Here is a 23,500-nt window from a genome sequence, read left to right on the forward strand (position 1 = left end):
TCCGTTATGCGGCGTTAAATGCGTCCGGGTAGAGGTTCAGAATGTCGGCAATATCCTGCTGAGATAGCCCGTGATGTTCATTAATGGCGGCATTATGGTTCACAAGTTGGATCACCTTGAGAACGTCGCCACGGCAGGAAAAGCGGTAGCGCAGGTGTGCGCCGATACCATCCGGGTTTTTCTCGTCGATACGCTCTAGTTGAATATCAAGCTGGCGCTCCAGTTCAGACGCATAATTACGCCCGGATGAAAGACGGCAGTAGCGCAGAATATCATTTTCTGTCCATCCCTCTACGCCAGTGCGCAGCATATAGACGCGGGCGCGGTGTTTCTTTGGGGTACGCTTAGGTACTTGTACCGGGCTGGTGGTCGGCGTAATATCAGACGTGCGAATATCTGAGTTAGCCGCCTGCTGTACGGGGCGGTTTTTCTTTTCCATTACGCCACCTCGCCACGCGACTCAGCGATGCGCTGATTAATCCACTCGTCAATTTCACTTTCAATAAAAGCGATAGAGCGGGAACCAATTTTAATTGCTGCGGGAAAACGTTTCTCGCTCATAAGACGGTATAACCACGCCTTACTATAGCCAGTACGCTTTTGTACCTCGGCAAATCTAATTAATGACTGAGACATATTTACCTCGTAACGTCCATTGCGGTTTACGAGATAGTTACACTAAAAACCATAGTAATATAGGTAGGCATGATTTTGTTGTGTACCCACCCTTGCCGATGAATCAAAAATATTGGGGGGGTACTAATAATGGGTAGGTAAAACACACTTATGATGACTAATGCCACGAAAAATCATGTAGAGCACCCACCATTACTCATGAATGGTAGGCACACACTATCCTTTTGATTTTTTTATCCTTCTTCCTATGCCTTGCAGACAGGATGGGCGTAAAACAAGGTTCACCGCCTCCGCCATATTTTTACCTGCCCCCCGTTCCGTCAAGTAATCAATTACTTCTTTTTTTGTTGGAGCTGTCTGGGGGTCGTCTTCATCATAAGTTGACCAAAGTTCCTTTATAGCATCCTGAACGAATTCCAAACCTTCACTTTGATGTTCATATTTGGGAAGTAATAGAATGCCAACATCATTTTTCTCTGGAACAACATCAATAACATTTTGATCGGAGATAGTTTCACAACTGAAAGAAATTATTTTATCTGGGGATGGCTTACGTACAAAATCAACGCGCTCATTTTCAACCCACATAAATAGTGAATCACGAGTAATTATTGTTTTATCTTTTGATATGTCACTTTTACGATCAGTTGGCTTAATTTCATAAAATTCTTCACAGCCATTCCATTCATCACCGATCCATCTAACCGAAAGACATTGAACTGGAGTTAACACCCCACGACGGATAGCACTTATGATCCCTTCGGATATTCCCCAAGCCATTTTCCAACGTTCATGACGAGTACTTCTAACTCCCTCAAGACCATTTGCATAATCATAGGGGTCAATTCCCGCAAGCAATAACGCAGCCTGGGTAATACTAAACTCCTGTACTGTTTTCCAATGAGATAGATCAGGAAGGTTTTCAACAACAGGCATATTCTACCTCGCACCCTCTAATTTTGGCGGCGATGCCTCCCCGCAGAGGTATACGGGTTTTTGGTGATCAGCCTAGACATAGCCTATTCTTTGTTCATCTACAGAAGTCTACCCCGGTATAGAATAACTGTCTATTCGACCAGTCATGAGGATTTACCAAAACGCCCGTGAACCACGTTTTCACGGTGTTCCAGCGCATCCATATAGTCGGCATACCATTGAAGCATTTCCCGGCGGCCATCGAGATATTGAGCGTGGTTGTATGTGCCTCGAATAGAGTTTTTATCGACGTGGGCGAGCTGCGTTTCAATCCATGCGGTGTTATAGCCCTGTTCGTGGAGAATGGTACTCATGGTGTGGCGGAAACCGTGGCCTGTTACTCTCCCGGCATACCCGATGCGTTTAAAAACCTGGTTAATGCTGGCTTCACTCATGGTTTTACGCGGATCATTACGCCCAGGGAATATATAGGGATAGCGACCTGTCATTTCCCGGATACGCATGATTATTGCTTGCGCCTGTAATGACAATGGCACGATGTGTGGGCGGCGCATCTTCATTCGTTCCGCCGGAATCTCCCAAACAGCAGCATCAACGTCGATTTCCTGCCATGTAGCTCCTCGGAGTTCACCTGTTCTTAAACCAGTGATGATCAGCAAACGCGCGGCCAATACCACCAGCTCACTACCTGAGTAACGTGATAGCGCCTCAAAAAATGCGGGAAGCTCAGGCGCATTCAGGAAAGGATAGTGGCTGGATTCATGCCCCTGCATAGCGCTGGTGAGATCTGGCGCTGGGTTGTATTCAGCCCGTCCGGTGACAATGGCATAGCGGAAGACTTCACCGCAGCGCTGCCTAACCTTCTTAGCCTTCTCCGTTGCCCCTCGCCCCTCCATTCGGCGAAGCACATTAAGCAATTCGAGCGGCTTGATTTCCGAGATTGGTTTTTTACCAATGTACGGAAAAACATCTTTATTGAATGCCTCCATAATGTCTGAGGCGTACCCCTCAGACCATTTGTATAGTTTGCTGGAGTGCCATTCACAGGCAATTTCCTGAAACGTATTCCTGACATTTGCCTCTCGGGCTATCTTTTCTTCCCGTTTCGCTTCGTTGGGATCGATACCCCCAGCGATACCCCTTTTTGCCTCATCACGTTTAGCTCGCGCATCAGCAAGGGTAACGTCTGGATATACTCCCAGAGCCAGCAGCTTTTCTTTGCCTGCCACACGATACTTAAGCCGCCAGTATCGTGCGCCATTTGGGTTAACCAGAAGATAAAGCCCACCACCATCAGCAAGTTTATAGGGTTTATCTTTTGGTTTAGCGGTATCAACCTGGCGGGCGTTGAGCTTCATTGGGGGTATCTCCACAAGACCGAACAGCACATACCCCCGAATGTACCCCCAGAAGCATGTAGATTTTGGGGTATGTCAGTAGACGTAAAAATACTATCAGGAGCGACACAATGCAGAGTATAAGGGGTTTGAGTGAACTTTAGTAGACGTTAGAAGATGTTTGAATGGTGCCGATAATAGGAGTCGAACCTACGACCTTCGCATTACGAATGCGCTGCTCTACCAACTGAGCTATATCGGCCCTGAGAGGCCGGTTACGAGTGTAACCACGGGGCAAAAGGTTAGATCTATCCGGGTGATGCGTCAATGCCCTTTTGAATCAAACGGCTATTTTTGCATCACCCGTGATTATTTACGCACGAATCGTATCGTCACCGAAGCCGATCCACTTGTAGGTGGTCAGCGCTTCCAGCCCCATCGGACCGCGCGCGTGCAGTTTCTGCGTGCTGACCGCCACCTCAGCGCCGAGGCCAAACTGGCCGCCGTCGGTGAAGCGGGTGGAGGCGTTCACATACACCGCCGAGGAGTCCACCTCATTCACGAAGCGATCGGCATTGCGCAAGGTACGCGTCAGAATCGCGTCGGAATGCTGCGTGCCGTGTTCACGGATGTGCGCAATGGCGTCGTCGAGATCGGTAACGATTTTCACGTTCAGATCCAGCGACAGGAACTCGTCGTCATACTGTTCCGCCTGTACAGGAACCACGTTTGCCGGACCATCCTGCAGCAGCGCGAGCGCGTTGGCGTCAGCGTGGAGCGTCACGCCGCTCTCTGCCATCCGTTTGCTCAGAGCGGGCAGGAAGGTGTTCGCAATCCCCTGATGCACCAGCAGCGTTTCTACGGTGTTACAGGTGCTTGGACGCTGGGTTTTCGCGTTCACAATAATCTTCAGCGCCGGTGCAATTTCAGCGCTGTCGTCCACCACGATATGGCACACGCCGATACCGCCGGTGATCACCGGAATCGTCGACTGCTCGCGGCACAGCTTGTGCAGGCCCGCTCCGCCGCGTGGGATCAGCATGTCGATGTATTTGTCCATGCGCAGCATTTCATTGACCAGCGCGCGGTCCGGGCTCTCGATCGCCTGTACGGCACCGGCCGGTAAGCCGCACTCTTCCAGCGCCTGCTGAATGACTTTCACCGTCGCGGCGTTGGTACGCCAGGTCTCTTTCCCACCGCGCAGAATGGCGGCGTTGCCGGTTTTCAGGCACAGAGACGCGACATCCACCGTCACGTTGGGACGAGCTTCATAAATCACGCCGATGACGCCGAGCGGCACGCGGCGGCGCTCCAGGCGTAAACCGCTGTCGAGCAGCCCGCCGTCGATCACCTGCCCTACCGGGTCGGCCAGGTTGCAGACCTGGCGGACATCGTCGGCGATGCCTTTCAGGCGCGCTGGCGTCAACGCCAGGCGGTCGAGCATTGCTTCGCTCAGGCCGTTTTCACGCGCCTCAGCTAAATCCTGTTCATTGGCTCGCAGGATCTCAGCGGATTGCGATTCCAGATAATCAGCGATTTTTTCCAGCACGCGGTTTTTCTCGCGGCTGGAAAGGAGCGCCAGTTTGTAAGAGGCAGCCTTCGCGGCAGCGCCCATTTGTTCCAGCATGTTCTGGCTCCTTAACGAATAATCATGTCATCGCGGTGTACGGCAACCGGGCCATATTCATAGCCCAGAATGGCGTCGATCTGCTGCGAATGGTGACCCGCGATGCGGCGCAGGGCATCGCTGTTATAGCGGCTTACGCCGTGGGCGATGTCGCGGCCTTCGAGGTTACGGATGCGGATCACTTCACCACGGGAGAAGTTGCCTGTCACGCTTTTAATTCCTTTAGGAAGTAATGAGCTTCCTCGTTCCAGAATCGCGGCGGTCGCCCCTTCATCGACGACGAGTTCACCCGCAGGCGGCGCGCCAAATATCCAGCGTTTACGGTTTTCCAGCGGGGATTCCTGGGCGTGAAAGCGGGTGCCGACAGAGATGCCTTCCATCACGTCGCCAATCACGCCAGGGCGGCTGCCCGCTGCAATGATGGTGTCGATACCGGCACGGCACGCCACGTCGGCGGCCTGCAGCTTGGTTCCCATTCCGCCCGTTCCGAGGCCGGACACGCTGTCACCGGCGATGGCGCGCAGCGCATCGTCGATGCCGTGAACGTCGGTAATCAGCTCGGCTTCCGGGTTGGAGCGAGGATCGGCGGTGAACAGCCCCTGCTGATCGGTCAGAAGCAGTAATTTATCCGCTCCGGCCAGAATGGCGGCCAGCGCGGAGAGGTTATCGTTATCACCCACTTTGATTTCAGCGGTAGCAACGGCGTCGTTCTCGTTAATAACCGGAACGATATTGTTGTCCAGCAGCGCGCGCAGGGTATCGCGGGCGTTCAGGAAGCGCTCGCGGTCTTCCATATCGGCACGCGTCAGCAGCATCTGCCCGACGTGGATGCCATAGATAGAGAACAGCTGTTCCCAGAGCTGAATGAGTCGGCTTTGCCCCACGGCGGCCAGCAGCTGTTTGGAGGCGATCGTCGCGGGGAGTTCGGGGTAACCCAGGTGTTCACGCCCGGCGGCAATCGCCCCGGAGGTCACAATCACAATACGATGCCCTGCGGCATGTAACTGAGCGCACTGACGTACAAGCTCAACAATGTGGGCGCGATTTAGGCGGCGCGATCCGCCTGTTAACACACTGGTACCGAGTTTTACCACCAGCGTCTGGCTGTCACTCATGATTCTCTGCCGTTCAACGATAAGGGAAAGTAATGTCAAACGAACGTTTTAACAGGAGTCAGCCCCGTTGCCAACTGCCTTAGCACATCGCGAAACACTTTGTTGCGCGGGATCAGGAAGCGTAGCGGGAGAATTTGACACTTTTATTACCGAAATAATAAATCACAGTTTTTTAAAATTATTCTTAGTTTGTCATAAAAGTTTCATTTCAGAACGATAAAACCCTTCCTGTTTTTTCACGGGACTTAAGCATGAGCTTATCGTCCAGCGAATTTTTTAGCGCGTTTATAAGACAGGATCGAAAATGAAAAAGAGCACTCTGGCATTAATGGTTATGGGCGTAGTGGCTTCTGCATCCGTTCACGCAGCTGAAGTTTATAATAAAAATGGTAATAAGCTGGACGTGTACGGCAAAGTGAAAGCCATGCACTACATCAGCGATGATGCCACCAAAGACGGTGACCAGACGTACGTTCGTTTCGGTTTTAAAGGCGAAACCCAGATTAACGATCAGCTGACGGGCTATGGCCGCTGGGAATCTGAATTTGCCGGTAACAAAGCCGAAAGCGACTCCTCTCAGAAGACGCGTCTGGCGTTCGCGGGCCTGAAGCTGAAAAACTTTGGTTCTTTGGATTACGGTCGTAACCTGGGTGCCCTGTATGACGTCGAAGCCTGGACCGATATGTTCCCTGAGTTCGGCGGCGACTCTTCCGCGCAGACCGATAACTTCATGACCAAGCGTGCGACTGGTCTGGCAACCTACCGCAATACCGACTTCTTCGGCGCGGTTGACGGCCTGGACATGACGCTGCAGTACCAGGGCAAAAACGAAAACCGTGACGCCAAGAAACAGAACGGTGACGGTTTTGGTACCTCTCTGACCTATGACTTCGGCGGCAGCGATTTCGCCGTCAGCGGCGCCTACACCAGCTCTGACCGCACCAATGCACAGAACCTGCTGGCGCGTGGACAGGGCCAGAAAGCAGAAGCCTGGGCTACCGGTCTGAAATATGACGCAAACGATATTTACCTGGCTGCAATGTATTCTGAAACCCGCAATATGACGCCAATTTCAGGCGGGTTCGCAAATAAAGCACAGAACTTTGAAGTGGTCGCACAATATCAGTTCGACTTTGGCCTGCGTCCGTCCCTGGGCTACGTCCAGTCTAAAGGCAAAGATATCGAAGGGATTGGTGACGAAGATCTGGTGAAATATATTGACGTTGGCGCGACCTATTACTTCAACAAAAATATGTCCGCGTTTGTTGATTATAAAATCAACCAGATTGACGACAAGAATAAACTGGGCGTGAGCAGCGATGACATCGTTGCCCTGGGTATGACCTACCAGTTCTAATATTTTCCGGATAAGAAAATCCCGGCAGATCTGCCGGGATTTTTTTGCCCGGTGGCGCTGCGCTTACCGGGCCTACGGGATAGTGCATTGTATAGGCCGGCTAAGGCAAAGCCGCCACCCGGTGCTATGACGCCATCAGGCAGTCAGCTTCACCGCTTCGCTGGAAAAGTCATCCGCGGGCTCGAACTTGAGATCCAGGGTTGCCAGCAGCGCGCTTGCCTTAGCGTGGAACTCTTTTAGCGTATATTCCAGGCGGTCAATCACTTCCTGATCTTTAATGGTCGTGGCCTGCCAGTTGCCGTCTTTATTAAACAGACCAAACTGATAGCTATACGTAAAGCGTTTTTCCTCTGCTTCCATTTCCATCCACCAGCCCCAGAATTCACGTTTTTCGGGTGCAGGCTTCACGTTGACGCATACGGCCAGGCAGTCGAAAAAAAAGCGATTCTCTTCACACTGCTCTTCTCGAATATACGGGCCGAGAGCCATAAACTTCTTAATCAGCCTACTTTTCGGGTGTCCACTCGGTAACGTCATTGCGATCTCCTTTTGTGAAGCCACTGTTTTACCAAACCAGCGAAATTTAGCAATCTATTAACACACTCTCTGCGCGATCCAGCGCGTAATCTCTTTCAGCGCTTTGTCGAAATTCTGATAGACCGGGCTGAACGGCACTTCAAGCAATTTGCCATCGGCAGATGACGAAGTGATTAAGCGCGACTCCTCTTCCGGACTGAACGGATCGTTTTTCCAGAAACCGGACAGCATCGGCGTTGGGCAGCGACGCCCCAGTAACCCCTGCGTTTTTAATGAGTAGCGGTTGAGCTCAACGCGCAGCGCTTCGTCTGATGCATCATGCATGCCAAGACGGCTGGCCAGCACGTCAAGGTACATTTCAGGGACGCTTCCCTGGCGTGCGGGATCGCTTAACAGGGCGTGAACTACCGGCCCCAGGCAGGCGACGGCTTTCAGGCGAGATGATTCAAGGTAGGCCAGACGCACCGCGACGTTTGCGCCAAAGCGGAAGCCAAATGCCGCCACGCGGGTGTGGTCAACCCACGGAATGTTTTCCAGCGCTTTTAGCGCATGCTGGTGCAGCAGGCTGGAATCCTGAGTGAGCTTCCATTTGGAGGAGAAGCCGATTGAGGGCATATCCAGCGTCAGCATCGCGATCCCTTTTGGTGCGAAGTAGCGCTCATACAGGCTGTAATAATCGATTTGCAGCGAATCCAGCCCGCCGCACATAAGGACGGTCGGGAACGGACCTTCACCTTCGGGCATATGCAGGAACCCGGTAACGGATGCCCCACCCGGAATGGTAAACTCAAGCTCGCGCATCTGGCCCGGCAGGCGTTGAGCCGCCTCTTCGTAGGCACGATTCGCCAGCGCCTGAGCCTGCTCAGCCAGTTCGTCCCCTTTTAAATGCGGGTACGCGGCAATGCCGTAGAGATTAGCGGCGTGCAGCCAGTGCTTGCCGCTGCGCGTGGCATCCTCTTCCTGGCTGGCTTTTTGCTGCCAGAGCATCGCCTGCTTAGACCACTCGTAGATCCAGTTTCCGCCGCGGTAGCCCACCACCGTATCGTAGAGTTCGCTGTCGGTACGTTCTGCTTCACTCATTACGATACGCGCCTGCACGTCAAGGATTTCACGGGGATCGATACCGCGCCAGATCCACATCAGGCGGTTAATCATGCGATACCAGTGGGGCACGTTTTTGCCGTCTAACGCGGACTGGACGGCAGGCTGGATACCCGGATTAAAGCGACGCACCAGCGTCGACGTTTCAGGGTGTTTGAAACGGGGTTTGAAGAGAGTCTCGGTGAGATTCGCCTGCGTCATTGCGTTGCCTCCATGAATACGTCATATGGAGACTATTGTAACGCGTGGCAGGCCAAAAAGAACAACGCCCGACAGAGCCGGGCGTGTAAAGATACGTACGGGTATTAACGGCCTGAAATAGGCGGTACGAAGACCACGCCCATATCCCATGGCTGTTCAATCCAGGTATCCTGCGGGATATCAATGACGTAATCGTCAACCAGCGGGCGGCCAGCAGGCTTCGCGAAGATCGTGACGAAATGTGCTTTCGGATACATTTCGCGGATAGCGACCGCAGTACCGCCGGTGTCCACCAGATCGTCGATAACGATAAAGCCTTCACCGTCGCCTTCCGCGCGTTTCAGCACTTTCAGCTCACGCTGGTTGTCGTGGTCATAGCTGGAGATGCAAACGGTATCGACATGACGAATACCCAGCTCACGTGCCAGCAGCGCCCCCGGTACCAGACCGCCACGGCTGACGGCAATAATGCCTTTCCACTGTTCGGAAGGCATCAGACGCGCAGCCAGTTTGCGTGCGTGAATCTGCAACATGTCCCAGGTGACGACGTATTTTTCGCTCATGTGAAGTGTCCCAGCCTGTTTTTATACGGCTTAAAAAGTGTTCGAGGGGGAAATAGGTTGCGCGAGATTATAGAGATCTGACGCACTAAAAACCAGTGTTTAGCGCCTTCTGCCTCAGTTTTTACATGCTTTATGCTACCAGCCAGCAGAGAAAGTGGTATTCTCAGATTCATCTCGCAAGCCTGACTTGTGGTAACTATTAACCTGCTAACCCTGTGGCCTGCAACCCTGTTTGCAGCGCCTCGACAAGGAGACTTATCGTGTCTGAACTGTCTCAATTATCTCCGCAGCCGCTGTGGGATATTTTTGCCAAAATCTGCTCCATTCCACACCCTTCCTACCATGAAGAACAGCTTGCCGAACATATTATGGGCTGGGCGAAGGAAAAAGGCCTGCACGCGGAACGCGACCAGGTTGGCAACATTCTGATCCGCAAGCCCGCTACCGCTGGCATGGAAAACCGCAAGCCGGTTGTGCTGCAGGCGCACCTGGACATGGTGCCACAGAAGAACAACGACACCGTTCACGACTTCACTAAAGACCCGATTCAACCCTACATCGACGGTGACTGGGTGAAAGCGCGCGGCACCACCCTGGGCGCGGATAACGGCATCGGCATGGCCTCTGCGCTGGCGGTGCTGGCCGACGACAGCGTTGAGCACGGCCCACTGGAAGTGCTGCTGACCATGACCGAAGAAGCGGGCATGGACGGCGCGTTCGGTCTGCAGGCGAACTGGCTGCAGGCGGATATCCTGATCAACACCGACTCTGAAGAAGAAGGTGAGATCTACATGGGCTGCGCGGGCGGGATTGATTTCATCTCTACTCTGCCGCTGTCACGCGAAGCGATTCCTGCGGGCTTCCAGACCTTCAAGCTGACGCTGAAAGGGCTGAAAGGCGGCCACTCCGGCGGCGATATTCACCTGGGTCTGGGCAACGCCAACAAGCTGCTGGCGCGCTTCCTGGCAGGCCATGCGGCCGAGTTGGACCTGCGTCTGGTGGACTTCAACGGCGGTACCCTGCGCAACGCGATCCCGCGCGAAGCCTTCGCCACCGTGGCAGTACCGGCGGCAAAAGCCGACGAGCTGAAAAAACTCTCCAGCGTGTACCTGGATATCCTGAAAAACGAACTGTCGGCGAAAGAGAAGAACCTGATCGTGGTGCTGGAATCCGTCTCCACGGATAAAGCCGCGCTGACCGCGCAGTCTCGTGACACCTTCGTTCAGCTGCTGAACGCCACGCCAAACGGCGTGATCCGCAACTCAGACGTGGCGAAAGGCGTGGTGGAAACCTCCCTGAACGTGGGCGTGGTGACCATGAGTGACGACAGCGCGGAAATCATCTGCCTGATCCGCTCCCTTATCGACAGCGGTAAAGAGTACGTGGTGAGCATGCTGGAATCTCTGGGCGCGCTGGCCGGTGCGAAAACCTCCGCCAAAGGCAGCTACCCGGGCTGGCAGCCGGATGCAAGCTCTCCGGTGATGGCGCTGGTGCGCGAAACCTACCAGCGTCTGTTCAACAGCACGCCGAACATTCAGGTGATCCACGCGGGTCTGGAATGCGGTCTGTTCAAGAAACCGTATCCGGATATGGATATGGTGTCTATCGGGCCAACCATTACCGGTCCGCACTCGCCGGATGAGCAGGTTCATATCGAAAGCGTGGGCCATTATTGGACCCTGCTGACTGAACTGCTTAAAGCGATTCCTGCGAAGTAATTCGCCGTTTGATGCCCGGTGGCGCGATGCTTACCGGGCCTACGATTACAACACTCTACAACCCTAATACCAGCTGACGTTCCAGCTGCGGATCAAGCAGCGTGACGTGCAACCCCACCAGCCTCACCCCTCGCCCGCCCCGGCGTTCTTCCCATGCCTTTTTCGCCGTCGCGACAAGATCGTCTTTGTTCAGACGCGGCCAGACGTGTTCCTGCGTGGTCTGCTGGAAGTCGTTGAATTTAAGCTTGATGCCCTGACGTGCAATGAGCAGGTCCGGCTTTACCTTGCTTAAGCGTCGCTCCAGCTCCGGGTAAAGCTGTTCCGTGATAATGGTCTCGCATTCGGACCAGTCATGAATATCTTCAATGAGGGTGCGCTCAACCCCCACGGATTTCCGCAGCCGTTCGCTGTTTACGTCGCGATCGTCAATCCCCTGGCTGCGCTCCCACAGCACGCGGCCAAACTTACCAAAACGCTTGAGCAGCATGGCGAGGTCGCTTCGCTGCACGTCTTCGCAGGTGCGTAACCCCATGCTTTCCAGCTTTGCGGCGGAGACTTTCCCGACGCCGGGGATTTTGCCGAGCGGCAGCGTTTTTAAAAATGCGGGCACCTCTTCCGGGGTGATGACGTACTGACCGTTGGGCTTATTTAAATCGGAGGCGATTTTGGCAAGGAATTTAACGGGAGCGACACCCGCCGATGCCGTCAGATTTAGCTCGTTGAAAATCGTCTGGCGGATTTCCTGCGCCATCAGCGTGGCGGAGCCGTGGCAGTGCACGCTGTCGGTCACATCCAGATAGGCTTCGTCCAGCGAAAGCGGCTCTATCAGAGAGGTATAGCGGGAGAAGATCTCCCGAATATGAAGAGAAGCCTCTTTGTAGGCTTCAAACCGGCCGGGCAGAAGCGTGAGATGAGGGCAAAGCTTTAGGGCCATCGCCGTCGGCATCGCGCTGCGCACGCCAAATTTGCGTGCGGGATAGTTGGCGGTGCTGATGACGCCACGCTGAACGCGGCTGCCGCCAATAGCGATGGGAATATCCCGCAGCGCCGGGTTGTCTCGCATCTCCACTGCGGCAAAAAAGCAGTCCATATCGACATGGATTATTTTGCGCATAGTAAGCCCTCACTCATCACTGGATAAGTATACAGTAAATAAATGAGAATTGAGAAGCAGATGTAAGAATGCCGGGTGGCGGCTTTGCCTTACCCGGCCTACAAAAAATTAAATAATGCGCTGCTGCTCGCGGGCCATTCTTTTTTTCCGCGCATCGCACGGCTCAGGGCAGTCGCAGACCTTTTCCATCCCAAGGGAGGAAATACCGCCGCAGCTGCCCTGAATGCTTTTCCGCTTAACGATCCAACCTAACGACATACCGAAGATGACAAGCACAAAAACCACGAAGGTTGCCAGAAACGTCAGCATTATCAGCCTCCAAAGTCATCAAGCATGATGTTCTCATCTTCGACGCCGAGGTCTTTCAGCATCTTAATCACGGCGGCGTTCATCATCGGTGGACCACACATATAGAACTCGCAGTCTTCCGGCGCCGGGTGCTGCTTGAGGTAGTTTTCATACAGCACGTTGTGGATGAACCCCGTGTAGCCCGTCCAGTTATCTTCCGGCTGCGGATCGGAAAGCGCCACGTGGAAAGTAAAGTTCGGATTATCTCGCGCCAGCTGTTCGAACTCATCATCATAGAACATCTCGCGCAGGGAACGCGCCCCGTACCAGAAGCTGATTTTGCGCTTGCTGCCGAGACGCTTGAGCTGGTCAAAGATGTGCGATCGCATCGGGGCCATACCGGCACCGCCGCCGATAAAGACCATTTCCGCGTCGGTATCTTTCGTGAAGAACTCGCCGAACGGACCGGAGATGGTCACCTTATCGCCAGGCTTCAGGGACCAGATGTATGACGACATCACGCCCGGCGGCGCATCCGGCACGTTTGGCGGCGGCGTGGCGATACGCACGTTGAGCATGATAATGCCCTTCTCTTCCGGGTAGTTGGCCATCGAGTAGGCGCGCAGCGTCGGCTCTTTTACCTCAGAGACAAAGCGGAAGAGATTAAATTTGTCCCAGTCGGCGCGGTACTCGTCCGGCACGTCGAAGTCCGCATAGGCCACGGTATGCTCAGGACATTCAATCTGAATGTATCCCCCGGCGCGGAACGGCACATCTTCCCCTTCCGGTACCCGCAGCTTGAGCTCTTTGATAAAGGTGGCCTTGTTATCGTTAGAGATAACCTCGCACTCCCATTTTTTCACGCCGAAGATCTCTTCCGGCAGCTCAATCTTCATGTTCTGGCGCACCGCGACCTGGCAGGCCAGACGGCAGCCCTCTTTCGCTTCACGCTTCGAGATATGCGACAGTTCCGTCGGCAGAATATCGCCGCCGCCCTCTTTTACCGTCACGCGGCACTGTCCGCAGGAACCGCCGCCGCCGCAGGCTGAGGAGACAAAAATGCCGTTACCGGAGAGCGTGTTGAGCAGCTTATCTCCCGCAGGCGTGCGGATCTGATTCTGCGGATCGTCGTTAATATCAATCACCACGTCGCCGGAATTCACAAGCTTCGCCCGCGCCGCCAGAATCAACCCTGACAGCACCAGTACAATCAGCGTGAACATCACCACGCCAAGGATTATTTCCATCTGTTAGCCCTTATAGCTGCACACCGGAGAAGGACATAAAGCCCAGCGCCATCAGACCGGTGGTGATAAAGGTGATCCCTAAGCCACGCAGGCCCGCAGGCACGTTGGCATATTTCATTTTCTCGCGGATCCCCGCCATGGTGACAATCGCCAGCATCCAGCCGATGCCGGAACCGAAACCGTACACCACGGATTCACTGAAGTTGTAATCACGCTGAACCATAAACGAGACGCCGCCAAAGATGGCGCAGTTTACGGCGATCAGCGGCAGGAAGATCCCCAGCGCGTTGAACAGCGACGGGAAGTACTTATCGAGGATCATCTCGAGGATTTGCACCAGCGCTGCAATCACCCCGATAAAGGTGATGAAGTTCAGGAAGCTGAGATCGACCCCTTCCACCAGCGCGCCGTCCCGCAGCACAAAGTTGTAGACCAGATTGTTAATCGGTACGGATAAGCCGAGCACCACGGTAACCGCAATACCCAGACCAAACGCCGTCGACACTTTTTTGGAAACCGCAAGGAACGTACACATGCCGAGGAAAAACGCGAGCGCCATGTTTTCAACAAACACCGCGCGCACAAACAAACTCAGGTAATGAGCCATTGTCGGTTACTCCTTTTCCTGCTGTTCTGGTCTCAACGTACGAATCAGCCAGATCAGCAAACCGATAATGAAAAATGCGCTAGGGGCCAGCAGGAACAGGCCGTTTGGCAGATACCAGCCGCCGTTTTGCACCGTGTCCAGCACCGTGATGCCAAACAGCTTGCCGCTGCCGATCAGCTCGCGCAGGAATCCCACGGTCAGCAGGATCGCGCCGTAGCCCAGGCCGTTGCCGATACCGTCCATGAAGCTCGCCAGCGGCGGCATTTTCATGGCGTAGGCTTCCGCACGCCCCATCACGATACAGTTGGTAATAATCAGGCCGACAAACACCGAAAGCTGTTTTGATGTTTCGTAGGCAAAAGCGCGCAGCAGCTGATCGACTACGATCACCAGCGAGGCGATGATCGCCATCTGAACGATGATCCTCACGCTGTTGGGGATGTGGTGGCGGATCATCGAGATAAACATGCTGGAGAATGCCGTGACCAGCGTGACCGCCAGCGTCATTACCACCGCCGTTTCCAGCTTGGTTGTCACCGCCAGGGCCGAACAGACGCCCAGCACCTGGAGCGTGATCGGGTTATTGGCTAACAGTGGGCCAATGAGCACCTTTTTAACTTCTTTTCGTTCACCGGTATCAGCCATTGTTCAGCGCTCCTTCACGTACGTTTTTCAGGAAAGGACCAAAGCCCAGCTCGCCCATCCAGAAATCAAAACTGTGCTGCACGCCTTTTGATGTCAGCGTGGCGCCGGAAAGCCCGTCAACGGCGTAGTCGTCGCCCGGACGAGCCGCCCCTTTCATCACCTTCAGCGCAGGCTGGCCGCTATCGTCGAGCACTTTCTTGCCGACGAACTGTGCCCGCCAGTTAGGGTTTTCTACTTCGCCACCCAGCCCCGGCGTTTCGCCCTGATCGTAATAGGTGATGCCTTTAACCGTGCGGCCATCGGTGTCCAGCGCCACAAAGGCGTACATCATTGACCACAGCCCGTTACCGTAAATCGGCAGCACTACTTCCTGAATGCGTTTTTGAGCATCGCGAACCAGATAGATTTCGGCAAGGTTGCTGCGACGCTTAATCCCGGCGGGATCGTGCGATGCCTCCAGCGTCAGGCTCATCTGCGGATCTTTCAGCGCCAGCGCCTGGTTGAATGTTGCCGGGTCTTTATCCAGCAGTTCACCCGTTTTTAAATCCACCAGACGCGCCGAAATACGTTCGGCAAAGACGGCCGAAACGTCGTCCGCGCTCATCCCGTCCTGCATCAGCCCGGCGACGGCCAGGATGTTGCGCTGTTTATCCAGCGCACGCTGCTTCTGCTGCAGGGGTTTTAACCCCACCGCAGAACCGGCCACGACTATCGAACAGACCAGACAGAGCACCAGCACCACCAGCAGCGTTTTGCTGATGCTGTCGTTATTTTTAACCTCAGCCACGCGCCTTCCTCCGCTTGATATTGGCCCGCACCACCAGGTAATCGAAGAGTGGCGCAAACAGGTTGGCAAACAGAATGGCCAGCATCATCCCTTCCGGGTACGCCGGGTTGACCACGCGGATGAGGACACACATCGCGCCAATGAGCACGCCATAGCTCCATTTACCTTTGTCGGTAAACGAGGCCGAGACGGGGTCCGTCGCCATGAACATCATGCCGAATGCGAAGCCACCCAGCACCAGATGCCAGTACCACGGCATGGAGAACATCGGGTTGGTGGTGGAACCGATGAGGTTAAACAGGGTGGCGGTCAGCACCATGCCGATCATCACGCCCGCCACAATCCGCCAGGAGGCCACGCGACCGAAAAGAATGATCGCGCCGCCCAGCAAAATCATCAGGGTCGAGACTTCCCCGATGGAGCCCGGTATGTTGCCAATAAAGGCATCAAACCAGGTAACTGGCTGACCCGTTGCGTTGTTCACCAGCGTTTCGCCGCCGCGTGCCGCCCACTGTGAAAGCGGCGTCGCGCCGGAAAAACCGTCCGCCGCCGTCCAGACCAGGTCGCCCGAGATTTGCGCCGGATAGGCAAAGAACAGAAACGCGCGTCCCGCCAGCGCCGGGTTGAGGAAGTTCCGCCCGGTGCCGCCGAAGATCTCTTTGGCCATCACCACGCCGAAACTGATGCCCAGCGCCGCCTGCCAGAGCGGCAGCGTCGGGGGGACAATCAGGGCAAACAGAATCGAGGTCACGAAGAAGCCTTCGTTGATCTCGTGTTTACGGATGATGGCGAACAGCACTTCCCAGAAGCCACCCACGATAAATACCGTGAGGTAAATCGGCAGGAAGAACACCGCGCCCAGCGTCATCATGCTGATCCAGCCCGCATCTGCAGCGAAGCTTACCCCCAAGGACTGGGCCAGACGATAGTGCCAGTCAGCCTGAATGACCTGCGCCAGCTGCTGGGCATCGTACATGTGGTGCAGCGCCGGAATGGTCTGCAGGCCGACGTTGTACATGCCCCAGAACATGGCCGGGAAGACCGCAAACCACACCAGGATCATCATCCGCTTAAGGTCGATGGCGTCACGAACGTGCGCCGCCCCTTTCGTTACCAGCCCGGGCGTGTAGAAAATGGTCGCCGTTGCTTCATACAGCGGGTAGTACTTTTTGAGCTTCCCTTCGGTAAAGTGCGGCTCAATTTTTTCAAAGAGGTGTTTTAAGCCCATCGTTATCCTTCCTGCTCAATGCGGGTTAACACCTCGCGCAATACGGGTCCATATTCGTATTTACCTGGACACACATAGGTACAGAGCGCCAAATCTTCTTCGTCCAGTTCGAGACAGCCCAGCGCCTGCGCGCCGTCGGTATCGCCGGCAAGGAGATCGCGCAGCAGCACGGTGGGCAGAATGTCCAGCGGCATCACGCGCTCGTAGTTGCCAATTGGGACCATGGCGCGCTCGCCGCCGTGCGTGCTGGTGGAGAAGTTAAAGAGCTTATGACGCAGGAAGTGGCCCAGCGTGGTGCGGGTGACGGAATATTTCTCTGCGCCAGGCAGAACCCAGCCAAACAGCTCTTTCTCACGCCCTTCCTGCACAACGCTGACCTGCAAATGGAAACGTCCCAGGTACGCGTGCGCCTGGAGAGCATGGCGGCCACTGAGCACCGAACCGGAAATCAGGCGGTTTTCACCTGCTTTCGTCTCCCCCACCAGCAGCTCATTGATGTCTGCGCCCAGCAGCGTCTTCACCAGGCGCGGGTTTACCGCCTGCGGCCCGCCGATGGCGATGACGCGTTCCGCGTCCAGCTCACCGGTGGTGAAAAGTTTCCCGATGGCGATGACGTCCTGATAATTCAGATGCCAGACCTGTTTCGTCAGGCTTACGGGCTCAAGGAAATGGATGTGCGTACCGACCAGCCCCGCCGGATGCGGGCCCGAAAATTCATTAAACGTGACCTGCCCCTGCGGATGACCGCCGAGCTTGCCGCCGCCGGCCTGGCAAACGTGGACTTTTCCCGACGTCAGACGGGTTAGAACGGTAAGCCCGGCATCAAAGGCTTTGCGCTGCGCCAGGATAACCGGCTGCGGATCCACGCTGAGCGGGTTGGTGTCGATTGCCGTAACGAAAATCGCGACCGGTTGCGTGCCCGGAACGGGGGATTTGCTGAAGGGTCGCGTACGAAGCGCAGTCCATAAGCCTGAGGCCAGCAGCTGAGCCTGAACAGCATCACGGCTCAGCGACGCGAGATCTGCGGCATCGTAATGGGCGAACTCACGGTGTTCATCGCCCTCAATGCGGATAACCACCGACTGCAGAACGCGCCGTGCGCCACGGTTGATGGCCACAACGGTGCCGCTCGCGGGGGCCGTGAACATCACGCCGGGATTTTTTTTATCCTCAAAGAGCGCCTGCCCTTTGATAACGCGTTCGCCCTCCTGTACCAGCATTGAAGGACGCATACCCAGGTAGTCCTCGCCCAGAATGGCGACATGACGGACATTCGCGCCTGTCGAAACGTGCTGCACGGGCACGCCTGCAATCGGCAGATCAAGTCCTTTTTTGATTTTAAACATGTGGTTAGCAGGTTTCCATGAACAACAATCCAATGGCCGCGAAGTGTAACATTTTCCCCTTCTCGCGGGCAGGGAATCCGCCGTCGCGCGCGCCAAATTGCGAGCTAATGCGCAAAGTTCCTGGCGCCATCGCGATTTTGATGGTTTATAAAGTAAAACTAATTTGTAAACTCACCGCCCGGCTCTTGCGAAAATCTATGGCGGTGCTAATGTGAGCGCTCCTAACAGATTAGTCTGATTTCGGGTCTCTTTTGCCGTCCTGGCAAGTTGGTCATGGTTTTATCAAGGAACTAGTAGTATGCGTAAAATCGCATTGTTCATTGCGATGCTTCTGATTCCGTGCATGTCGTTTGCCGGACTGCTCAGCAGTAATAGCTCAACGACGCCGGTCAGCAAGGAATATAAACAGCAGTTAATGGGATCGCCGGTTTATATTCAAATCTTCAAGGAAGAACGCACTCTCGATCTGTTTGTGAAAATGGGCGAGACATATCAGCTGCTTGATAGTTACAAAATTTGTAACTACTCCGGCGGGCTGGGGCCAAAACAGCGTCAGGGCGATTTCAAAAGTCCGGAAGGGTTTTATAACGTTCAGCGCAGCCAGCTCAAACCCGACAGCCGCTTCTATAAAGCCATCAACATCGGCTTCCCGAATGCCTATGACCGTGCACACGGTTATGAAGGTAAATACCTGATGATCCACGGTGCCTGCGTATCTATCGGCTGTTATGCGATGACCGACTCCGGCATTGATGAGATCTTCCAGTTCGTGACCGGCGCGCTGGTCTTTGGGCAGCCTAGCGTACAGGTCAGCATCTATCCGTTCCGCATGACGGACGCCAACATGGCGCGTCACAAGTACTCCTACTACGCGGATTTCTGGAAACAGCTGAAGCCGGGTTATGACTACTTTGAGCAGACCCACAAGCCACCGGTGGTCTCTATCGTAGATGGCCGTTACGTGGTCAGCAAACCGCTGAGCCACGAAGTCGTCCACCCACAGCTGGCGTCAAATTACACGGTCCCCGAGACAAAATAGCACCCACTCGCCTGGCATGATCTTTTGCCAGGTTTCGTTGCCCGTCAGCGGCTGCGTTGCGATAACAGTGACCACATCGTTCGGTGTGGTCTCCTTCTGAAAGTCTATCTCCACATCCTGATCGAGCAACGTCGCAACGCCAAACGGCGCGCGGCGGGTGATCCAGAACAGATTCGTCGAACAGAACGCCATCACATAGCGGCCGTCAGAGAGCAGCATGTTGAACACGCCTTTTTCGCGCAGCTCGGTCGCCAGCGTCGCGATGTATTTGAACACGGCAGCCATATTGCCTGGCGTGCGGGGATAGCGCTGCGTCAGCTTGTGCAGCAGCCAGCAGAAGGCTTTTTCGCTGTCGGTTTCGCCAACCGGACGGAAGTTGCCCGTCTCCAGCGACTTGTAGCCCGTGAGTTGCCCATTGTGCGCGTAGGTCCAGTTACGGCCCCACAGTTCACGGGTAAACGGATGGGTATTTTCCAGCGCCACTTCGCCGCGGTTTGCCTGGCGAATATGGGCAATCACCGAGCGGGACTTAATGGGATAGTCCTGCACCAGTTTGGCAATCGGTGAGTTAAAGCTAGGCTGGGGATCTTTGAACGTGCGACACCCTTTGCCTTCGTAGAAGGTGATGCCCCAGCCGTCTTTATGCGGCCCGGTTCCTCCACCGCGCTGAACCAGCCCGGTGAAGCTAAAGCAGATATCGGTTGGCACATTGGCGCTCATCCCGAGCAGTTCGCACATACATCACCTCCACAACAGCGGGGGCAAGAGTGCCCCCAGCGAAGTCTTACTTAGCCATCTCTTTTTCGATCAGCTGAATCAGGATGTGGATCACTTTGATGTGAATTTCCTGAATACGGTCAGCATAGCCGAAGTGCGGAACGCGAATTTCAACGTCTGCCGTACCGTCCATCTTACCGCCATCTTTCCCGGTCAGGGTGATGACTTTCATCCCTTTTTCACGCGCGGCGGTAATCGCTTTGATCACGTTGCCAGAGTTGCCAGAGGTAGAGATACCCAGCAGCACGTCACCTTCACGGCCTACCGCTTCAACGTAGCGAGAGAAAATATGGTCGTAACCGAAGTCGTTGCCGACGCAGGAGATGTGGCTCACGTCGGAAATCGCAATCGCCGGGTAGCCCGGGCGGTTTTCGCGATAGCGGCCGGTCAGCTCTTCTGCAAAGTGCATCGCATCGCAGTGGGAACCGCCGTTACCGCAGGAGAGCACTTTGCCACCCGCCTTGAAGCTGTCGGCCAGCAGGACCGCCGCGCGCTGAATAGCGTAAATATTGGCATCATCTTTCAGAAAGTTAGCCAGCGTTTCCGCCGCTTCGTTCAGTTCGTTACGAATAAGATCCTGGTACATGAGGATAATCCTTCAGTATTGATGAAATAACACAGTGGAGTGTACCGGATAGCGGGAAAAGCGAGAAGCTAAAGCCATGCGAAACGTCCGGCGTTTTGCTTTTTCGTGCCGCTTAAAACACGAACAATGTGAACCAGGTTGTAATTATTTTGTAAACACATTGCTAAAGGAAATAACATCAACTACAACCATATCATCACAAGTGGTCAGACCTCCTACAAGCAAGGGAGCTTTTCTTTATGATGATTTTGAGCATTCTCGCAACCGTTGTTCTGCTCGGTGTGCTGTTCTATCACCGCGTAAGTTTATTCCTGAGCAGCCTGATTCTTCTGGCCTGGACGGCTGCGCTTGGCGTCGCAGGTCTCTGGAATATCTGGCTTTTAGTCCCTCTTGCCATCATTCTTCTGCCGTTTAACTTTGCCCCGATGCGTAAATCAATGATCTCTGCGCCGGTGTTCAAAGGCTTCCGCAAGGTGATGCCGCCGATGTCGCGTACTGAGAAAGAAGCGATTGATGCGGGCACCACCTGGTGGGAAGGCGACCTGTTCCAGGGCAATCCGGACTGGAAGAAGCTGCACAACTATCCTCAGCCGCGCCTGACAGCTGAAGAACAGGCCTTTATTGACGGCCCGGTAGAAGAAGCGTGCCGCATGGCAAACGACTTCGCGATTACCCATGAAATGGCAGACCTGCCGCCAGAACTGTGGGCGTACCTGAAAGAGCATCGCTTCTTTGCGATGATCATCAAGAAAGAGTACGGCGGTCTGGAGTTCTCCGCCTACGCTCAGGCTCGCGTACTGCAAAAGCTGTCGGGTGTCTCCGGGATCCTGGCGATTACCGTTGGCGTGCCTAACTCCTTAGGCCCGGGCGAACTGCTGCAGCATTACGGTACCGAAGAGCAGAAAAATCACTATCTGCCGCGTCTGGCACGCGGTCAGGAAATTCCGTGCTTCGCGCTGACCAGCCCGGAAGCGGGCTCCGATGCGGGCGCAATTCCGGATACCGGCGTGGTCTGCATGGGCGAGTGGCAGGGCCAGCAGGTGCTGGGCATGCGCCTGACCTGGAACAAGCGTTATATCACCCTGGCGCCAATCGCCACCGTGCTGGGTCTGGCCTTCAAGCTCTCTGACCCCGAAAAACTGCTGGGCGGTGAAGAAGATCTGGGCATTACCTGTGCGCTGATCCCAACCTCTACCCCAGGCGTTGAAATTGGTCGCCGTCACTTCCCGCTGAACGTGCCGTTCCAGAACGGTCCTACCCGTGGCCAGGATATCTTTGTACCGATTGACTACATCATCGGTGGCCCGAAAATGGCCGGTCAGGGCTGGCGTATGCTGGTGGAATGTCTGTCGGTGGGTCGCGGCATTACCCTGCCGTCGAACTCAACCGGCGGTCTGAAGTCGGTCGCGCTGGGGATTGGCGCTTACGCCCACATCCGCCGTCAGTTCAAAATCTCCATCGGCAAGATGGAAGGTATCGAAGAGCCGCTGGCGCGTATCGCGGGCAACGCCTACGTGATGGACGCCGCCGCCACGCTGATTACCTACGGCATTATGCTGGGCGAAAAACCGGCCGTGCTGTCGGCAATTGTGAAGTACCACTGTACCCACCGCGCGCAGCAGTCAATCATTGACGCGATGGATATCGCAGGCGGTAAAGGCATTATGCTTGGCGAAGGCAACTTCCTGGCGCGCGGCTATCAGGGCGCACCGATCGCCATCACCGTGGAAGGGGCTAACATCCTGACACGCAGCATGATGATCTTCGGTCAGGGCGCCATTCGCTGCCATCCGTACGTGCTGGAAGAGATGGCCGCTGCGCAGAACAACGACGTGGATGCCTTCGACAAGCTGCTGTTTAAACATATTGGTCACGTGGGCAGCAACAAGGTGCGCAGCTTCTGGCTGGGCCTGACGCGCGGCCTCACCAGCGCTACGCCCACCGGCGATGCGACCAAACGTTATTACCAGCATCTGAACCGTCTGAGCGCCAACCTGGCCCTGCTGTCTGACGTTTCCATGGCGGTGCTGGGCGGCAGCCTGAAGCGTCGCGAGCGTATCTCTGCCCGTCTGGGCGACGTGCTGAGCCAGATCTTCCTGGCCTCTGCGGTCCTGAAACGCTACGACGATGAAGGCCGTCAGGAAGCGGATCTGCCGCTGGTTCACTGGGGCGTGCAGGATGCGATGTATCAGGCTGAACAGGCGATTGACGACCTGCTGGCGAACTTCCCGAACCGCTTCGTGGCGGGCGCGCTGCGCGCGGTGATCTTCCCGACCGGCCGTCACCATCTGGCGCCGTCCGACAAGCTGGACCACAAGGTGGCGAAGATCCTGCAGGTACCGAGCGCAACCCGCTCCCGTATCGGCCGCGGTCAGTATCTGGCGCCGACGCAGCATAACCCGGTGGGTCTGCTGGAAGAGGCGCTGCTGGACGTGATGGCCGCCGACCCAATTCACCAGAAGATCTGTAAACAGCTGGGCAAAAACCTGCCGTTTACCCGTCTGGACGAACTGGCAAAACAGGCGCTGGCCGGTGGCATTATCAATAAAGATGAAGCTGCTCTGCTGGTGAAAGCCGAAGAGAGCCGTCTGCGCAGCATTAACGTGGATGATTTCGAACCGGACGAGCTGGCGACGCAGCCGGTAAAGCTGCCGGAGAAGCACCGCAAACCTGAAGCGGCGTAACGCGTTTCGCTTAGACAAACCCCG

Annotated in this window: 23 protein-coding genes and 1 tRNA gene; 4 read left to right on the forward strand and 20 right to left on the reverse strand. The window is 55.2% G+C overall.

What is annotated here, in order from left to right; all coding sequences use genetic code 11:
* Positions 1 to 4 precede the first annotated feature (4 nt).
* From ACMWKK_RS20735 to proB, 7 genes are all read right to left on the reverse strand, one after another.
* Complete coding sequence (locus ACMWKK_RS20735) at positions 5 to 439, reverse strand: hypothetical protein (protein WP_033146207.1); 435 nt, start codon at positions 437 to 439, stop codon at positions 5 to 7.
* Positions 439 to 636, reverse strand: coding sequence for a helix-turn-helix transcriptional regulator (locus tag ACMWKK_RS20740; RefSeq protein WP_048241341.1), 198 nt, complete (start codon positions 634 to 636; stop codon positions 439 to 441). Before ACMWKK_RS20740 ends, ACMWKK_RS20735 begins: the two co-directional genes overlap by 1 nt.
* A 216-nt stretch (positions 637 to 852) precedes the next feature.
* Complete coding sequence (locus tag ACMWKK_RS20745) at positions 853 to 1,572, reverse strand: hypothetical protein (RefSeq protein ID WP_087855513.1); 720 nt, start codon at positions 1,570 to 1,572, stop codon at positions 853 to 855.
* Between the two features lie 143 nt (positions 1,573 to 1,715).
* Positions 1,716 to 2,930 (reverse strand): tyrosine-type recombinase/integrase, encoded by a 1,215-nt coding sequence (locus ACMWKK_RS20750; protein WP_119173954.1) that lies wholly within the window; start codon positions 2,928 to 2,930, stop codon positions 1,716 to 1,718.
* Between the two features lie 165 nt (positions 2,931 to 3,095).
* Positions 3,096 to 3,171 (reverse strand) — tRNA-Thr (locus ACMWKK_RS20755).
* 111 nt (positions 3,172 to 3,282) lie between these two features.
* Entirely contained in the window at positions 3,283 to 4,536 is a 1,254-nt protein-coding gene (proA, locus tag ACMWKK_RS20760) for a glutamate-5-semialdehyde dehydrogenase (protein WP_112781981.1), read from the reverse strand.
* Positions 4,537 to 4,547: 11 nt separating this feature from the next.
* Positions 4,548 to 5,651 carry a glutamate 5-kinase gene (gene proB / locus ACMWKK_RS20765; protein ID WP_008501877.1) on the reverse strand — a complete coding sequence of 368 codons (1,104 nt, stop codon included), beginning with the start codon at positions 5,649 to 5,651 and terminating at the stop codon, positions 4,548 to 4,550.
* A 304-nt stretch (positions 5,652 to 5,955) separates the two neighbouring features.
* On the opposite strand from proB, the gene phoE reads away from it, so the two are divergent.
* A complete protein-coding gene (gene phoE, locus ACMWKK_RS20770; protein ID WP_112781982.1) occupies positions 5,956 to 7,008 on the forward strand; it encodes a phosphoporin PhoE in 1,053 nt (350 codons plus the stop codon).
* Between the two features lie 135 nt (positions 7,009 to 7,143).
* On the opposite strand, the gene crl is transcribed toward phoE, so the two are convergent.
* From crl to gpt, 3 genes are all read right to left on the reverse strand, one after another.
* Positions 7,144 to 7,545, reverse strand: coding sequence for a sigma factor-binding protein Crl (gene crl, locus ACMWKK_RS20775; protein ID WP_045330370.1), 402 nt, complete (start codon positions 7,543 to 7,545; stop codon positions 7,144 to 7,146).
* Positions 7,546 to 7,602: 57 nt separating this feature from the next.
* The gene (gene frsA, locus ACMWKK_RS20780) at positions 7,603 to 8,847 is read right to left on the reverse strand and encodes an esterase FrsA (protein WP_045330371.1); all 1,245 of its coding nucleotides are present in this window, start codon (positions 8,845 to 8,847) and stop codon (positions 7,603 to 7,605) included.
* Positions 8,848 to 8,951: 104 nt separating this feature from the next.
* A complete protein-coding gene (gene gpt / locus ACMWKK_RS20785; RefSeq protein ID WP_003863205.1) occupies positions 8,952 to 9,410 on the reverse strand; it encodes a xanthine phosphoribosyltransferase in 459 nt (152 codons plus the stop codon).
* A 260-nt stretch (positions 9,411 to 9,670) separates the two neighbouring features.
* Between gpt and pepD the strand changes: the two genes are divergently transcribed.
* Positions 9,671 to 11,128 carry a cytosol nonspecific dipeptidase gene (gene pepD / locus ACMWKK_RS20790; RefSeq protein ID WP_112781983.1) on the forward strand — a complete coding sequence of 486 codons (1,458 nt, stop codon included), beginning with the start codon at positions 9,671 to 9,673 and terminating at the stop codon, positions 11,126 to 11,128.
* 55 nt (positions 11,129 to 11,183) lie between these two features.
* Here pepD and dinB read toward each other — a convergent pair whose 3' ends face one another.
* From dinB to ACMWKK_RS20830, 8 genes are all read right to left on the reverse strand, one after another.
* Positions 11,184 to 12,242 (reverse strand): DNA polymerase IV, encoded by a 1,059-nt coding sequence (dinB, locus tag ACMWKK_RS20795; RefSeq protein ID WP_045330379.1) that lies wholly within the window; start codon positions 12,240 to 12,242, stop codon positions 11,184 to 11,186.
* Between the two features lie 108 nt (positions 12,243 to 12,350).
* Positions 12,351 to 12,551, reverse strand: coding sequence for a (Na+)-NQR maturation NqrM (gene nqrM, locus ACMWKK_RS20800; RefSeq protein WP_112781984.1), 201 nt, complete (start codon positions 12,549 to 12,551; stop codon positions 12,351 to 12,353).
* 2 nt (positions 12,552 to 12,553) lie between these two features.
* On the reverse strand, positions 12,554 to 13,777 hold the full coding sequence (gene nqrF / locus ACMWKK_RS20805; RefSeq protein WP_112781985.1) for an NADH:ubiquinone reductase (Na(+)-transporting) subunit F: 1,224 nt from the start codon (positions 13,775 to 13,777) through the stop codon (positions 12,554 to 12,556).
* A 10-nt stretch (positions 13,778 to 13,787) separates the two neighbouring features.
* Complete coding sequence (nqrE, locus tag ACMWKK_RS20810) at positions 13,788 to 14,384, reverse strand: NADH:ubiquinone reductase (Na(+)-transporting) subunit E (RefSeq protein ID WP_112781986.1); 597 nt, start codon at positions 14,382 to 14,384, stop codon at positions 13,788 to 13,790.
* Between the two features lie 6 nt (positions 14,385 to 14,390).
* Entirely contained in the window at positions 14,391 to 15,029 is a 639-nt protein-coding gene (locus tag ACMWKK_RS20815; protein WP_112781987.1) for an NADH:ubiquinone reductase (Na(+)-transporting) subunit D, read from the reverse strand.
* Positions 15,022 to 15,816: a Na(+)-translocating NADH-quinone reductase subunit C gene (locus ACMWKK_RS20820; protein WP_112781988.1), complete on the reverse strand. Its 795-nt coding sequence runs from the start codon at positions 15,814 to 15,816 to the stop codon at positions 15,022 to 15,024. The genes ACMWKK_RS20815 and ACMWKK_RS20820 overlap by 8 nt, the downstream gene beginning before the upstream one ends.
* Entirely contained in the window at positions 15,809 to 17,044 is a 1,236-nt protein-coding gene (locus tag ACMWKK_RS20825; RefSeq protein WP_045330392.1) for an NADH:ubiquinone reductase (Na(+)-transporting) subunit B, read from the reverse strand. The genes ACMWKK_RS20820 and ACMWKK_RS20825 overlap by 8 nt, the downstream gene beginning before the upstream one ends.
* 2 nt (positions 17,045 to 17,046) lie before the next feature.
* Positions 17,047 to 18,390 (reverse strand): Na(+)-translocating NADH-quinone reductase subunit A, encoded by a 1,344-nt coding sequence (locus tag ACMWKK_RS20830; RefSeq protein ID WP_112781989.1) that lies wholly within the window; start codon positions 18,388 to 18,390, stop codon positions 17,047 to 17,049.
* Positions 18,391 to 18,688: 298 nt separating this feature from the next.
* Between ACMWKK_RS20830 and dpaA the strand changes: the two genes are divergently transcribed.
* The gene (gene dpaA, locus ACMWKK_RS20835) at positions 18,689 to 19,429 is read left to right on the forward strand and encodes a peptidoglycan meso-diaminopimelic acid protein amidase (RefSeq protein ID WP_024909462.1); all 741 of its coding nucleotides are present in this window, start codon (positions 18,689 to 18,691) and stop codon (positions 19,427 to 19,429) included.
* On the opposite strand, the gene ACMWKK_RS20840 is transcribed toward dpaA, so the two are convergent.
* Together ACMWKK_RS20840 and lpcA are read right to left on the reverse strand one after the other, a co-directional pair.
* Positions 19,400 to 20,167: a class II glutamine amidotransferase gene (locus ACMWKK_RS20840; RefSeq protein WP_112781990.1), complete on the reverse strand. Its 768-nt coding sequence runs from the start codon at positions 20,165 to 20,167 to the stop codon at positions 19,400 to 19,402. The genes dpaA and ACMWKK_RS20840 overlap by 30 nt on opposite strands.
* Before the next feature lie 46 nt (positions 20,168 to 20,213).
* Positions 20,214 to 20,792, reverse strand: coding sequence for a D-sedoheptulose 7-phosphate isomerase (gene lpcA, locus ACMWKK_RS20845; RefSeq protein WP_406542925.1), 579 nt, complete (start codon positions 20,790 to 20,792; stop codon positions 20,214 to 20,216).
* Between the two features lie 239 nt (positions 20,793 to 21,031).
* Here lpcA and fadE point away from each other — a divergent pair, with 239 nt between their 5' ends.
* Positions 21,032 to 23,476 (forward strand): acyl-CoA dehydrogenase FadE, encoded by a 2,445-nt coding sequence (gene fadE, locus ACMWKK_RS20850; protein WP_112781991.1) that lies wholly within the window; start codon positions 21,032 to 21,034, stop codon positions 23,474 to 23,476.
* Positions 23,477 to 23,500: the final 24 nt, after the last annotated feature.

The sequence above is a fragment of the Enterobacter sp. 01-M-03-SI-ECC genome (genome assembly GCF_047530215.1).
Taxonomy (GTDB): domain Bacteria; phylum Pseudomonadota; class Gammaproteobacteria; order Enterobacterales; family Enterobacteriaceae; genus Enterobacter; species Enterobacter chengduensis.